The sequence below is a fragment of the Candidatus Microthrix subdominans genome (assembly GCA_016719385.1).
Taxonomy (GTDB): Bacteria; Actinomycetota; Acidimicrobiia; order Acidimicrobiales; family Microtrichaceae; genus Microthrix; species Microthrix subdominans.
Genome location: JADJZA010000007.1, coordinates 351,397 through 366,027, shown reverse-complemented (window position 1 = coordinate 366,027; position 14,631 = coordinate 351,397). Strand labels below are relative to the sequence as shown.

At 67.1% G+C, this 14,631-nt stretch carries 10 protein-coding genes and 1 pseudogene; 8 read left to right on the top strand and 3 right to left on the bottom strand.

Annotation, left to right across the window (positions count from 1 at the left end; translation table 11 throughout):
- Positions 1 to 46 precede the first annotated feature (46 nt).
- Both nifJ and IPN02_11775 read left to right on the top strand, forming a co-directional pair.
- Positions 47 to 3,631 (top strand): pyruvate:ferredoxin (flavodoxin) oxidoreductase, encoded by a 3,585-nt coding sequence (gene nifJ / locus IPN02_11780; GenBank protein ID MBK9297487.1) that lies wholly within the window; start codon positions 47 to 49, stop codon positions 3,629 to 3,631.
- Positions 3,624 to 4,619 (top strand): dihydroorotate dehydrogenase-like protein, encoded by a 996-nt coding sequence (locus IPN02_11775; protein MBK9297486.1) that lies wholly within the window; start codon positions 3,624 to 3,626, stop codon positions 4,617 to 4,619. Before nifJ ends, IPN02_11775 begins: the two co-directional genes overlap by 8 nt.
- Before the next feature lie 30 nt (positions 4,620 to 4,649).
- Here the strand turns inward: IPN02_11775 and IPN02_11770 are convergent, their stop codons facing one another.
- Positions 4,650 to 5,465 carry a hypothetical protein gene (locus IPN02_11770; GenBank protein ID MBK9297485.1) on the bottom strand — a complete coding sequence of 272 codons (816 nt, stop codon included), beginning with the start codon at positions 5,463 to 5,465 and terminating at the stop codon, positions 4,650 to 4,652.
- A 343-nt stretch (positions 5,466 to 5,808) separates the two neighbouring features.
- Between IPN02_11770 and acsA the strand changes: the two genes are divergently transcribed.
- The 5 genes from acsA to IPN02_11745 are packed head-to-tail and all read left to right on the top strand — an operon-like array spanning position 5,809 to position 11,283.
- Entirely contained in the window at positions 5,809 to 7,638 is a 1,830-nt protein-coding gene (gene acsA / locus IPN02_11765) for an acetate--CoA ligase (GenBank protein ID MBK9297484.1), read from the top strand.
- Positions 7,628 to 8,641, top strand: a complete 1,014-nt coding sequence (gene pdhA, locus IPN02_11760) for a pyruvate dehydrogenase (acetyl-transferring) E1 component subunit alpha (protein ID MBK9297483.1) — start codon at positions 7,628 to 7,630, stop codon at positions 8,639 to 8,641. The genes acsA and pdhA overlap by 11 nt, the downstream gene beginning before the upstream one ends.
- Entirely contained in the window at positions 8,638 to 9,609 is a 972-nt protein-coding gene (locus IPN02_11755; protein MBK9297482.1) for an alpha-ketoacid dehydrogenase subunit beta, read from the top strand. The genes pdhA and IPN02_11755 overlap by 4 nt, the downstream gene beginning before the upstream one ends.
- Positions 9,606 to 11,030, top strand: coding sequence for a 2-oxo acid dehydrogenase subunit E2 (locus IPN02_11750; GenBank protein ID MBK9297481.1), 1,425 nt, complete (start codon positions 9,606 to 9,608; stop codon positions 11,028 to 11,030). The genes IPN02_11755 and IPN02_11750 overlap by 4 nt, the downstream gene beginning before the upstream one ends.
- 10 nt (positions 11,031 to 11,040) lie before the next feature.
- On the top strand, positions 11,041 to 11,283 hold the full coding sequence (locus IPN02_11745; GenBank protein ID MBK9297480.1) for an acyl carrier protein: 243 nt from the start codon (positions 11,041 to 11,043) through the stop codon (positions 11,281 to 11,283).
- Positions 11,284 to 11,403: 120 nt separating this feature from the next.
- Here IPN02_11745 and fabI read toward each other — a convergent pair.
- Positions 11,404 to 12,173, bottom strand: a pseudogene (fabI, locus tag IPN02_11740) (enoyl-ACP reductase FabI).
- A gap of 144 nt (positions 12,174 to 12,317) precedes the next feature.
- Between fabI and IPN02_11735 the strand changes: the two are divergent.
- Positions 12,318 to 13,637, top strand: coding sequence for an ISL3 family transposase (locus tag IPN02_11735; protein MBK9297479.1), 1,320 nt, complete (start codon positions 12,318 to 12,320; stop codon positions 13,635 to 13,637).
- 202 nt (positions 13,638 to 13,839) lie between these two features.
- On the opposite strand, the gene IPN02_11730 is transcribed toward IPN02_11735, so the two are convergent.
- A complete protein-coding gene (locus IPN02_11730) occupies positions 13,840 to 14,577 on the bottom strand; it encodes a ZIP family metal transporter (GenBank protein ID MBK9297478.1) in 738 nt (245 codons plus the stop codon).
- Positions 14,578 to 14,631 lie beyond the last annotated feature (54 nt).

Here is a 14,631-nt window from a genome sequence, read left to right as displayed (position 1 = left end):
ACCCATGCACCATGATGGGGCCATGTCGATGAGAACAACTTCGACGATGCAGACGGTGGACGCCAACGAGGCGGTGGCCTCGGTCGCCTACCGCCTCAGCGAGGTGATCGCCATCTACCCGATCACCCCAGCGTCACCGATGGGTGAGCACGCCGATGAATGGTCGGTGGCCGAACAGGTGAACCTCTGGGGATCGATACCCCAGGTCATCGAGATGCAGTCCGAAGGCGGTGCGGCAGGCGCCGTGCACGGCGCGTTGCAGGCCGGGGCGCTGACCACCACCTTCACCGCATCGCAGGGTCTGTTGTTGATGCTCCCCAACCTCTACAAGATCGCCGGAGAGCTGACCTCGTTCTGCCTGCACGTGGCGGCACGAAGCATCGCCACCCACGCGCTGTCGATCTTCGGGGACCACTCCGATGTGATGGCCGCCCGCCAGAGCGGGTTCGCCCTGCTGGCATCGGGCTCCCCCCAGGAAGCTCAGGACCTCGCCGCCATCGCTCACGCAGCGACCCTGGTCTCGCGGGTACCGTTCCTTCACTTCTTCGACGGGTTCCGCACCTCACACGAGATTCAGAAGCTGGCGGCGATCGATGACGCCACGCTGCACTCGTTGCTCGATCCCGGGGCCATCGCCGCACACAGCGATCGGGCCCTCTCCCCCGAACACCCCGTCGTGAGGGGAACGTCGCAGAACCCCGACGCCTTCTTTCAGGGTCGTGAGGCGGCCAACGCGTTCCACGATGCGTGTCCCGACGTCGTCGCCGACACGATGGCTCGTTTCGCCGAGCTGACCGGCCGCTCCTATGCGCCGTTCAACTACGTCGGCCATCCCCAAGCGGAGCGGGTCGTGGTGATGATGGGCTCGGGTGCGCAGTGTGCTCATGAGACCGTGGAGCACCTCGTGGCCGCCGGAGAAAAGGTGGGACTCGTGAAGGTGCGGCTGTACCGCCCCTTCTCGATGGAGCGCTTCACCGAGGCGCTGCCCACGTCCGTTCGCTCGATTGCGGTACTCGACCGCACCAAAGAGCCCGGCTCCACCGGTGAACCCCTTCTGTTGGATGTCATCGCGTCGCTGGTGGACGCACTAGGCGACGGCCGCATCGATGCCCTGCCCCAAATCATCGGTGGCCGCTACGGGCTCTCCTCCAAGGAGTTCACCCCGGCCATGGCCAAGTCGGTCTTCGACGAGCTCGAGGCCACGGCGCCGCGGCGCCGCTTCACGGTGGGCATCAACGATGACGTCACCCACCTGTCGCTACCGGTGGCGGAGGGATTCGACATCGAGGCGGACGATGTCACCCGAGCCGTGTTCTTTGGTCTCGGATCCGACGGCACGGTCAGCAGCAACAAGGCCGCCATTCGCATCATCGGGGCCGCCACCGAGCTTCACTGCCAGGGCCACTTCGTGTACGACTCCAAGAAGGCCGGCGCCACCACAGTGTCGCACCTGCGCTTCGGACCCCGGCCGATCCGCTCGACCTACGAGATCACACGAGCGGGGTTCGTCGGTGTGCACGAGCCGGGTTTCCTGGAACGCTTGGACGTCCTGGAGGTGGCGGACGAGGGTGCCACCGTGCTGCTCAACACCACCGTTGCGCCCGACCAGTTGTGGGACAGCCTTCCGGCGGAAGCACAGCGGGTTCTGTCCGAACGCAACTGCCGCCTGTACGCCATCGACGCCACCCGTGTCGCTGAGGCCAACGGCCTGGGTCGGCGGATCAACACGGTCATGTCGACCTGCTTCTTCGCACTGTCCGGCGTCCTTCCCCGCGACGAGGCGATCGCCGCAGTGAAGCAGTCGGTCAGCGACACCTGGGGCAAGCGGGGACCCGAGATCGAGCGTCGCAACTTCCAGGCCATCGACGCCACCCTGGCCGAACTGCACGAGGTTGCAGTCGGCACCCCCGACAGCGCCAGGCACCGCCCGCCGACCGTGCCAGTGGACGCTCCCGATTTCGTCGCCAACGTGACGCGGCTGCTGCTCGAGGGCCACGGTGACCGACTGCCCGTCAGCGCCTTCCCGCCCGACGGCACCTGGCCCACGGGCACCAGCAAGTACGAGAAGCGTGCCATCGCGATCGACATCCCGATCTGGGAACCCGACCTGTGCGTGCAGTGCAACCGCTGCTCGATGATCTGCCCGCACGCTGCGATCCGCACGAAGGTCTTCGAGCCCGACGCTGCCGCATCGGCCCCGCCGAGTTTCCGGCACGTGGCCGAAGAACATACCCAGGCGCTCGAGGGGCTCCAGTACGTGGTTCAGGTGGCGCCCGACGACTGCACGGGCTGTCGGCTCTGCGTGGAGGTGTGCCCTGCAAAGGATCGTTCGCAGCCGAAGCGCAAAGCCATCAACATGAGGCCGGCTGAGGAGCACCGCGAACGCGAGCGCGAATCGTTCGCCTTCTACCAATCGATACCGGACGTCACCCGTTCACTCATTCCGGAGCGATCGAGAACCCTCCCGCTGCTCCAGCCGCTGTTCGAATTTTCGGGGGCGTGCGCCGGTTGCGGGGAGACCCCGTACCTACGGTTGCTCACCCAGCTCTACGGGGATCGCCTGGTGATGGCGAACGCCACGGGTTGCTCCTCGATCTACGGCGGCAACCTGCCTACTACCCCATATACGACCAATGCCGACGGACGCGGCCCCGCGTGGAACAACTCGCTGTTCGAGGACAACGCCGAGTTTGGTCTCGGCATGCGTCTCGGCGTGGACTCCCAGGAGGAGCGTGTCCGGACGTTGCTCGAGCGCCTCGCTTCGGTGTTGCCCGCCCGGCTGCTCAGCGAGCTGCGCGCGCCTTGTGACCCCGATGCCGAGTCGATCGCAGAACGCCGCCAACTGGTGGCGGAGCTGACCCGCCGGCTTATGGAGCTGCCCGAGTCGGACGTGGACACCGACGATGTGGCGGAACTGCTGCGGTTGGCCGACCACCTGGTGCCACGTTCGGTGTGGATCGTCGGCGGTGACGGATGGGCCTACGACATCGGCTTCGGTGGGCTGGATCACGTACTGGCCTCCGACCGCAAGGTGAACGTGTTGGTCCTCGACACCGAGGTGTACTCCAACACCGGCGGTCAGGCATCCAAGGCCACCCCGATGGGGGCCGTGGCCAAGTATGCGTCCGCCGGCAAGGAGACTGGGAAGAAGGACCTCGGGCTGCTGGCGATGACCTACGGCCACGTCTACGTCGCAAGCGTCGCCATGCAGGCCCGCAACAACCAGACGGTCAAGGCATTGCTGGAGGCCGAAGCGCATCCCGGGCCGTCCCTGATCATCGCCCACAGCCCGTGCATCGCTCACGGATACGACCTGGCGCACTCACCCACCCAGCAGCGCCGCGCAATCGACAGCGGCGCCTGGCCGCTGTACCGGTTCGATCCCCGCCGGATCGCGGAGGGCGAGCCTCCGCTGAAGATCGACGCCGACCCGCTGTCGATACCCATGGACACCTACATGCGCGAAGAGGCCCGGTTCCGCATGGTAGAGCTGCGCGACCCGGAGCGCTTCAAACAGCTCGTGAACGCAGCGGAGGCGGGAGCTGCTGAGCGACACGCCCTGTATCAGCAGCTCGCTCAAATCAGGTTCCCGGTAACGGAGGGCCCAGCACAGGAGGACACCGATGGTTGAGCTGGGTTGTGACTGGCTTGGGCTGCGGCTGGCCAACCCGTTCGTGGTCGGTGCATCGCCGCTGTGCGACTCGGCGGACGACGCTGTCGCCCTGGTCGACGTGGGCGCAAGCGCGGTGGTGGTGCACTCGCTGTTCGAGGAGCAGCTGATCGCCGATCAGGTTTCTGCCAACCGGTACCTCGACTCCATGATCGACACCAACGCAGAAGCCCCGTCGTTTCTCCCCGAGACCGATGTCTTCTCCGGCAGCGCCAACCCCATGCTGCGCCACGTCCGGCGCCTGACCGAGGTACTCGACGTACCGGTGGTGGCCTCCCTCAACGGCGTCACCCCGGGAGGCTGGACCGGTTACGCCCGGGAACTCGCCGGTGCAGGGGCCGCTGCCATCGAGTTGAACCTGTACGACGTGGCCACCGACCTCGACGAGACCGGTGAGGACATTGAGGAGCGCCAACTGAGCGTCGTCGCCGATGTGGTCGGCGTGGTGGACGTACCGGTTTCGGTGAAGCTGTCACCGTTCTACGCGTCGGTGCCCAACTTCGTCACCCGCCTGGAAGCCGTCGGGGCTGCTGGCGTGGTGTTGTTCAACCGGTTCTACCAACCGGACCTCGACCTGGAGACACTCGACATCGCGCGGCACCTGGTGCTGTCCACCCCGGCCGAGCTCCCGATGCGACTACATGCCATGGCAATCCTGCACGGCCGAACCCAGCTGTCGCTCGCCGTCAGCGGTGGGGTCCACAGCGGAACGGATGCGGCGAAGGCGATCCTCTCGGGGGCGGACGCCGTCCAGCTCGTGTCGGTGCTGCTCAAAGGCGGCCCATCAGCGCTCGCGCGCATCGTCGACGAACTCGCGGGCTGGATGGATGCCCAGGGCTACCGCAACCTCGACGAGGCGAAGGGCGCGACGGCGATGGGCAACGTCGCCAATCCACACGAACTCCAACGGCTCAACTACGCCCAGCTGCTGCACAGCTGGTCGCTCTGACCCGGCCGCGCTCGGAGAAGAGCCCGGCGCTCAGGGAAGGACTGGCTTGAGCGTCAGGAGGGTGCCGTTGTGGTGCTTCGCTACCGCTTCCACGCTCTCGCGCTCACCGTGGGCGAGCACCGCCACGAGCACCTCTCCGGGTGCGAGCGGTGTCTCCCTGATGTCGCCATGGGCGGTGAACGCGTCGTCGACCGACGCGATGCCGAGAAACCCACCGAGCATCGCTCCGCCAACCCCGGTTGCCGGAGCGACGGCGAACATTCCCCCGATTCCCAGCGGGGCAAGTCCCGGTATGACCAAGGCTGTCAACGCCAGGCCTGCGAGCGCTCCCAGGGACGCGCCCTTCGCCAGGCGTTTGCCGAGGACAGCCTCCTCGTCACGTTCGAAGACGACCTGATCGGTGCCATCCACCGCAACGCCCAAGTGGTCGCTTCCCAAACCCAGGTCCTGCAGTTCAGCCACAGCGGCTGCGGCCTGGTCCCGATCCGGGAACACCGCGACGACGTGCTCGTGCTCGTATTTCTCGCACGCCACGGCGGGGGTCTTGGCCCGAGCTTGAAGCTCGTCGACGACCGACTGCAGTTCCGGAGTGACCGGTGCGCCGTCCTCGACGAGGAGCGTTCCAATCGGCTGTCCACCGGAGGATGCGATGGCAAAGACCGTGCCTTGGTGGTCGGTATCGGCGCCCCGGTCGCAGCGGTACGCCCCCGGTACCGCAACCTCGGCCGGATCGAACTGCTCGCCTGAACCCTGCGCCAACAGGTGCCCCCCGTCAACGGTCAGTTCCTCGGAAAAGCCGGTTGCTCCCAGCCACCGTTGCACCTGGCTCGCCTCGTCGTCCTTCATGGAACCTCCAAGCTCACGCGGAAATGGACCGCTTCTGTTCGCACCCGACCGTCCGACCATACCCGAGGCGCTGCCGGGGCGGGTCGGGTTCCAGAACGTGGTCGCCGGCGATGTAGATGAAGCTCCCTGGCGCACAAGTCAGCAGGTTGTCGGTGCGGTCGAGCGAAACGATCTATAACATCGGACGGGATGTTTCGAGGGCGGGTCTCGTGCACAGAGCCTCGGCCGCCTTGCCACCTCCTTGAGCGCTGGGCCCGAGGCCCGGAATGGAGATCATCCTGATGTCGACATTCCCCACCGGACCAACGGGGCGGATCCCATCAGATGTGCGCGTCGACATCTGATGAGCCACAACACGATCCCGCCTTCCTCCCGACCCGACCGGGTACCCAACCTCGTCGACTACGACGCCGAGCACTCCGCGTTCCGGTGGATCGACGCTGAGGCCCGCCTCGAAGGTCTCCCGGGAGGCGGCCTGAACATCGCCCACGAGGCGGTCGACCGCCACGCTGCGGGCCTCCTGGCCGACCGGGTGGCGTTGCGCTTCATCCATCGCGACGACACGGTGACCGACCTCACCTACGCCGAACTTGCCAAAGCCACCAGCCGGTTCGCAGAGGTGCTCGCCATGCTCGGCGTAGGCCGCGGCGAACGGGTCGTCACCCTCGCCGGCCGGGTTCCCGAGCTCTACACCGCTGCGCTCGGCACCCTCAAGGCAGGGGCGGTCTTCTGCCCCCTGTTCTCTGCCTTCGGGCCCGAGCCCATCCACCAGCGCCTCGCGAAGGGCAACGTCGCCGTGCTGGTGACCACCGCCTCGCTGTACCGCCGCAAGGTCGCAGCTCTGCGAGAACGGCTGCCCGAATTGCGCCACGTGCTGCTGATCGACGGCGACGGCGATCCGGACGCCGGGGTGCACAGCCTCGCCGAGCTGATGGCCCAAATGCCCGGCGAGGCACCCCCGGCCGACACCAGCGCCGAGGATCCGGCCCTGCTGCACTTCACCTCTGGATCCACCGGTCGGCCCAAGGGAGCGCTGCACGTGCATCGCGCCGTCGTCGCCCACCACGCCACCGGTGGCTACGCGCTCGATCTGCACCCGGACGACATCTTCTGGTGCACCGCCGACCCCGGGTGGGTCACCGGTACCTCCTACGGAATCATCGCCCCGCTGACCCATGGGGTGACGGTCATCGTCGATGAGGCCGATTTCAATGCCCGTCGCTGGTACCGCATCCTCGACGAGCAACGGGTGACCGTCTGGTACACCGCACCCACGGCCATCCGCATGCTCATGCGCGCCGGCAACGACCTGCCGGCCGAGGCGGACCTGTCCTCGCTTGCGATGGTGTCCTCGGTCGGCGAGCCGCTCAACCCGGAGGCTGTCGTGTGGGGCGCAGAAGTGCTCGGCCACACGATCCACGACAACTGGTGGCAGACCGAGACCGGCGGGATCATGGTTGCCAACTTCCCGGCATGCGAGGTGCGACCCGGGTCGATGGGTCGCCCGCTGCCGGGCATCGACGTGGCCATCGCGGCCGTGGACAGCAACAACGAACCCACCGTGAACGACGATGGCAGCCTGCGGCTCATCACCGAGCCGGGCGGTGAGGGCATGATCGCCATCGGTACCGGTTGGCCCTCGATGTTCCGTGCCTACCTGCACGAAGATGAGCGCTACACGCGTTCCTTCGTCGACGGGTGGTATCTCTCGGGCGATCTGGCCACCCGAGACATCGATGGATACCTGTGGTTCGTCGGCCGCGCCGACGACGTCATCAAGACCGCCGGGCATCTGATCGGACCCTTCGAGGTGGAATCCGCGCTCATGGAACACCCATCGGTCGTGGAAGCGGGTGTGATCGGCGTACCCGACGAGCTCGCCGGAAACATCGTCAAGGCATTCGTCACCCTCGCCCCCGGGGTCGAGTGGGACGACGACCTGCGCCTCGAGCTGATCGGCCACGCACGACGCCGCCTCGGCGCAGCGGTGGCCCCAAGAGAAATCGCCTGCGAACCGCACCTGCCCAAGACCCGCAGTGGCAAGATCATGCGGCGGGTCCTCCGGGCCCGCGAGCTGGGCGAAGATGAGGGCGACCTGTCCACCTTGGAGCCCGACCCGGACCAGAATCCGGGCACCGACGAACCAACCCAGGAGTCCCCCCATGACCGGTGAGCTGGCAACCGTAGACCCGGACACGGCACGCAGGTTGCTGCACCAGATGGTGCGTATCCGCCGGTTCGAGGAACGCTGTGTGGAGCTGTACTCGGCGGCGAAGATCCGGGGGTTCCTTCACCTGTACGTCGGTGAGGAAGCGGTCGCCACCGGGATCATCGACCAACTCCGCCCCGAGGACTCGATCGTGGCCACCTACCGGGACCACGGTCATGCGCTTGCCCGGGGGGTGTCGATGCGGTCGATCACCGCCGAGATGTTCGGCCGGCAGGAGGGCTGCAGCCGTGGCCGAGGCGGTTCCATGCACCTGTTCGACGCCGACACCAACTTCTACGGCGGTAATGCCATCGTGGCTGCCGGGCTGCCGGTGGCGGTGGGCCTTGCCCTCGCAGCGAAGCGCACCGGCTCGGAGGCCATCACCGCATGCTTCTTCGGCGAGGGTGCTGTGGCCGAGGGCGAGTTTCACGAGTCCCTCAACCTGGCGGCGCTGTGGAACCTACCGGTGCTGTTCTGCTGCGAGAACAACCTCTATGCCATGGGCACGCCCCTGGCGAGCTCGGAGTCGGACCCCGACATCGCACTGAAGGCCTCCAGCTACGGGATGGCGGCCTGGCCTGTGGACGGCATGGACGTGCTCGCGGTCCACCAGGCCGCAACCCGGGCGATGGCCACCGTGCGCGCCGACGGAGGGCCGGTGCTGTTGGAGCTGCGCACCTACCGCTTCCGTGCACATTCCATGTATGACCCCGAGCGCTACCGCGACCACGAGGAGGTGGAGCGTTGGCGTGAACGCGATCCCATCGACGCGCTGGTCAAGGTGCTGCGCGAACGCGGCGAAATGGACGACGACGCACTCACCGAGCTGGAGGCCGAGGTATCCGCCGAGATCGACGAGGCGGTGGCCTACGCCGAGGCGGGCACCCTCGAACCGGTCGAGGACCTGACCCGGTTTGTGTACTCCGAGGGTTCCACCGCAGCCCCCGCACGTCAGGGTGTCCGATGAGCGCCGTCACCTACCGCGAGGCGCTGCGAGAGGGCATGCGGACAGCGCTCGCCAACGACGAGCGGGTGTTTCTGATGGGCGAGGACGTGGGCCAATACGGCGGGTGCTTCGCAGTCAGCCTCGGCCTGTTGGAAGAGTTCGGAGCCGAACGGGTGCGCGACACGCCGCTGTCCGAATCTGCGTTTGTGGGTGCCGGCGTGGGGGCGGCCATGGCCGGGCAGCGCCCGATCGTGGAGATCATGACGGCCAACTTCAGCCTGCTGGCCCTCGACCAGATCCTCAACAACGCCGCCACCCTCTCGCACATGTCAGGCGGACAGTTCAACGTACCGCTGGTGATCCGCATGACCACCGGTGCCGGTCGCCAGCTCGCGGCCCAACACAGCCACAGTCTGGAGGCGTGGTACGCGCACATCCCCGGCCTGCGCGTCGTCACCCCGGCCACGGTGGCCGATGCAGCCGGGATGCTCCTCACCGCGCTCGAGGATCCCGATCCGGTGCTGATCTTCGAACACGCCGGCCTGTTCACACTGCCCGGTGAGCTGCCCGACGGGCCCACGCCGGTGGACCTGGACACAGCAATGTTGATGCGGGCAGGTGGAGATGTCACCGTCGTCACCCACGGAGCCGGGGTGCATACCTGCCTGGAGGCCGCCGAGTCGTTGGCTGACACCGCCGACCTCGAGGTGATCGACCTGAGGACGCTACGACCACTCGACGAGGTCACCGTGTTGGAGTCGGTGGGTCGCACCGGACGCCTGGTTGTGGTCGAGGAGGGCTGGCGCAGCGGAGGGATCGGCGCGGAGTTGGCGGCGCGGGTTGCAGAACACGCTTTCTGGGACCTGGACGCCCCGGTTGAGCGTGTGGCCACCGCCGAGGTTCCGATCCCCTATGCCAAGCACCTCGAAACGGCGGCGTTGCCATCGGTCGAGAACGTGATCGAGGCGGTGCGGCGGGTGACGAGGTGAGCGACTTCCTGATGCCCTCGTTGGGGGCCGACATGGAGGAGGGCACGATTGTGGAATGGCGTGTCAGCGTCGGCGATCGTGTCACCAGGGGTGACGTGGTGGCGGTGGTGAACACCGACAAGGCGGACCTCGACATGGAGGTGTTCACCACCGGCGTGGTGGAGGAACTGCTGGTCCCGGAGGGCGTCCGAACACCCGTGGGAACCCCGCTGGCCAGGATCGGATCCGGCGACGACGCAACGAACGCCGCTCAGGAAGCCATCGTTCCCACGGACGCTCCAACCGAACCGACACCGCAACCGGAGCCGACTCCCCGATCCACGCCGGCGCCGGAACCAACGTCTCGGCCCCAGCCGACGCCGCCATCCGAACCGGCCCACCGGCCGACCCCGGATCCGGTGCCGACGGGTGGGGTTGGTCGCCACCACGCTTCGGTGGTGCTGTCACCCCTGGTGCGACGCCTCGCCTACGACCTCGCTGTTGACCCCGGCCTCCTGCACGGCACGGGACCGGGGGGACGCATCACGCGCGACGACGTCGAGCGCGCCGGTCACCATCGCCACAGCGCAACGCCGCGCGCCCGTCGCCTCGCCCGGGAGCGTGACTTCAACCTCGACGGGGTCACGGGCACCGGCCCCCGGGGAGCGGTCCGGGCCGGCGACATCGAACGCCTCACCGCTCGACGCGCCTCAGCGGAACGCCCAACGCTCGCACCCACACCTGCACCGTCGGATGAGGACCGCCGGCGGGTGGCCCGGTCGGCCATCGCTCGCGTCATGGAGCGGGCCTGGCGCGAGATCCCCCACTACCGGCTCAGCTCCACCATCGATCTGGAGCCCGCACTCGGTTGGCTGGAGGCGCTCAACGCGCAACGATCGCCGCGGGAGCGGATCCTCCCCGCAGCCGCCCTGCTGCGTGCCACCGCCCTGGCGGCCACCGAGGTGCGCGAGCTGAACGGTTGGTGGACCGAGGACGCGGTCCGGCCCAGCGATGTGGTCGACCTCGGCACCGTGGTGTCGCTGCGCCAGGGCGGGGTCGTCACCCCCACCATCGCAGATGCTGCCGCGCTCGGCATCGACGAGACCATGGCTGCCCTCCGCCGCCTGGTCGCCGGAGCCCGCACCGGGGGGCTGCGCGGCTCCGACATGGGCGAGGCGTCGATCACCGTGACCAACCTGGGTGACCAGGGAGCCGATGAGGTGCACGGTGTGATCCGACCACCCCAGGTGGCGCTGGTCGGCTTCGGTCGGATCCGGTCACGTCCCTGGGTCGAAGGCAGCACCGTCGGCGCGCACCGCAGCGTGATCGTCACCCTGGCAGCGGACCATCGCGCCTCCGACGGACGCACCGGCAGTCGATTCCTGCACATGCTCGAACGTGCCCTGACAGACCCCGACCGGCTCGCCGGTCCTCCCAGCTAGGAGCCACGCCATGACCAGCGACGAAGCGCGCACCCTGATCGCCGACTGCCTCCGGGGCATCGCACCCGAGGTGGACCTCGACGAAGCCGATCCCGCGAGCACGATGGCCGACGAACTCGACCTCGACTCCATGGACCTGATCTCGCTGTACGAGGCCCTGCACGACCGCACAGGCCTGGACCTGCCAGAGTCCGACTACCAGCAGCTCGCCACCCTCCAGGGCGCAGTCGACTACCTGGTGGCCCGCACCTGAACCGGGGACTCCCGCGACGGCTCGCCGGCGTAACGATCGGTGAGCCGGGCGCCTTCACGACCACGCGATCCCGACCGACCAGAGACCTCAACCGCGCCGGCGCCAAGGCGCCATGAACGGCTATCGCAGGTTGGCAGCCATGGCGTGATACCCGCCGTCAACATGGAGGATCTCACCCGATATTGCGCGCGCCATGTCAGAGAACAGGAAACACACGGCGTCAGCCACCGGCCCGTTGTCGGTGGGATCCCATGCCAGCGGCGAACGCGCCTCCCATGCACCCGTCAGGCGCTCGAATTCCGGAATACCGCTCGCCGCCCGCGTGTGGAGCGGCCCGGCCGCCACCAGGTTGCTTCGTATCCCTTGAGGGCCCAGGTCTCGGGCCACGTAGCGGCTGGCCGACTCGAGTGCCGCCTTACACACACCCATCCAGTTGTAGACGGGCCATGCCCCAGCGGCGTCGAAGTCCAGCCCGACGAGCGACGCTCCTTCGTCGGGGGCCAGCCTGGAAACCAGCCCGGCGAGAGCCGAGTAGGAGTAGGTGGATGTGGCGAAGGCCCGGGCCACCGAATCGTTGTCGGCGTCCAGAAAGCCGCCCGCCAGTGCCGCCCTGGGAGCGAAGGCGACCCCATGAAGCGCTCCGTCGAGATGCCCCCAGCGACGTTCGAGCTCATCGCCCGCCCGTGCAAAATGCTCGGGCTGGGTGACGTCAAGGTCGAGCACATCTGTCGGACCGGGCAAGGTGCTCGCCGCCGCCTCCGTGCGCTCCCGCGCTCGAACGACGACAACACCACCTCCGCCCCGAGCTCCATCGCCCGATGTGCCACGGCATATCCGATCGAGTCTGCGTTCACCACGCCGGTGATCAGCAACCGCTTGTTGTCCAACATGCTCAGGCCCCATGCTCGCAATTCACCCGACTTTTCTGGCTCCTGTCGTTCGCGTGGGTTGAAATGACAGGGGTGTAGTGAGCGAAGCCGCTCCCTGTCTAGGTTTCGGGCTGTCTAGGTCCGAGAAAACAAGGAGCGGCTTCGGTGAAGAATCTATGGCATCGGGTGTTGGGGTTCGAGAACTCCGGCCGGCGGGTGGTGATCGAGTCCGTCGACTTCGATCCCGAGGCCGAGGAGATCGTCGCAACGGTCCGCCAGCGGCGTAACACCCGACGCCGGTGCGGGGTATGTGGCCGCCATTCGGCGGGCTATGACCGGGGCCGCAGCACCGGCCCTCGCCGGTGGCGGAGCCTGGATATGGGCACTGTTCAGGTGTTCATCGAAGCCGAAGCGTCGAGGGTGCGTTGCCGGACCCATGGGGTCGTGGCGTCGGAGGTGCCGTGGGCCCGGCACGGGTCGAGGTTCACCCGTGGTTTCGAGGACACGATCGGCTGGCTGGCAACAGCGACGTCGAAAACGGCGGTGACCGAGTTGATGCGGGTCGGGTGGCGCACGGTTGGTGGGATTGTCGAGCGGATCCAGGTCGAGATCGACGGGCAGGTTGACCGGCTCGCGGGGCTCAAACGGATCGGGATTGACGAGATCTCCTACAAGCGTGGCCACAAGTATCTGACGATCGTTGTCGACCATGACAGCGGACGCCTGTTGTGGGCGGCGGTCGGCCGTGACGAGGCCACGGTCACCCGGTTCTTTGAGCTGCTCGGCGAGGAACGCTGCGCCGAGATCACCCACGTGTCGGCTGACTCGGCCCGGTGGATCACCAACGCTGTCACCGCCAAGTGTCCTCAGGCGGTCCAATGCGCGGACCCGTTTCATGTGGTGGCGTGGGCGACCGACGCCCTTGACGAGCTCCGCCGTGACACCTGGAACGACGCCCGCAAACTGGCCCGCAAAGAACCGAAACGCAAGCGGGGACGGCCACCAGCCGACGCTCCGCCACGGCCCGGCAACGACCTCGTCAAGGGCTTGAAAGGTGCCCGCTATGCGCTGTGGAAGAACCCTGAAAATCTGACCGACAATCAGCGGGCCAAACTGGCGTGGGTCGCCAAGACCGACCCGAGACTCCACAGGGGCTACCTCCTCAAAGAAGCCCTCCGATTCTGTTTCAAAGTCAAGGGTCAAGCCGGGAAAGACGCGTTGGACCGGTGGCTGTCATGGGCCCAACGATGCCGGATCGACGCGTTCGTGAAACTCGGCCAGAAGATCCGCCGACACCGTGCTGCGATCAACGCGACACTCGACCACGGGCTCTCCAACGCGCTCATCGAGTCGACCAACACCAAGATCCGTGTGCTCACCCGAATGGCATACGGATTCAAAACACCAGAAGCACTGATCGCTCTCGCACTGCTCTCACTGGGCGGCTACCGGCCCGACCTCCCCGGCAGAACCCCCACCAAATGACCCACGCGAACGACAGGAGAGCCCTTTATATTGCTCGAAAACGACTTCGGCAGTTCACGTGCAACGCTCCTGACGACGTCAGCCTGGGGCACTGCACAACGTGGACCTGCGACGGCTTCTACACCTACCCGAACATGCCCCCAGCCCTCGACCGGGCCGCTTCCAGAAGCGGGCCCGTCACGCGACGGCGCAGGGTTCTCGCTCAGCCAATCCAGGTCGCTGCGTACAGAATGGCCAACCCGCCCAGCAGCGATGCGGTCGTCTCCAACTTGTCGCGCCCGGCGCGATGGGTCGCCAGTTCCGGGATCAGGTCGGCCGATGCGATGTAGATGAAGTTCCCCGCTGCGAACGGCAACAGGTAGGCCACGTCGACCACGTCGGCGCTGAAGTAGGCGACCACTCCGCCGATGAGGAAGGTGAGGGCGGACACGAAGTTCCACAACAGGGCGGATCGCTTCGTCCAACCCCCCTGGATGAGCACGCCAAAGTCGCCCAGTTCCTGGGGGATTTCGTGCGCCGCAGCAGCCAGCCAGGTCACCACGCCCACACGGATGTCGACGACGAACGCCGAGCCGACGGCCAGACCGCCGACGAGATTGTGAAGACCGTCGGCGACGAGCAACAGGAAGCCGAGCGGCTGGCGCTGTTCGTCGGGTCTGAAGTGGCAGTGGTGCCAGTGCAGCGCCTGCTCGAGCGCGAAGAACGAGACGAAGCCGGCGACCACCCAGACATAGACGGCCAGGTTGTTCCCGAGGGCGTCGATCGCGCTGGGAAGCATGTGGAAGAACGCGCCGCCGAGCAGCGAACCGGCTGCCAGGCCCACGATCGGCAACAGCACGCGGTCCAGCACCGGCTGCGGCAGCAACGCTGCCAACCCACCAACGAGAGCGATCGCACTCATCGCAACCCCACCCAAGATGATCCAACCAAGAGTCGACATCACACCCGCTTCTGCATCGGATCCACCCCCGAGGGCCCCTCGGCCCCAAGCGTT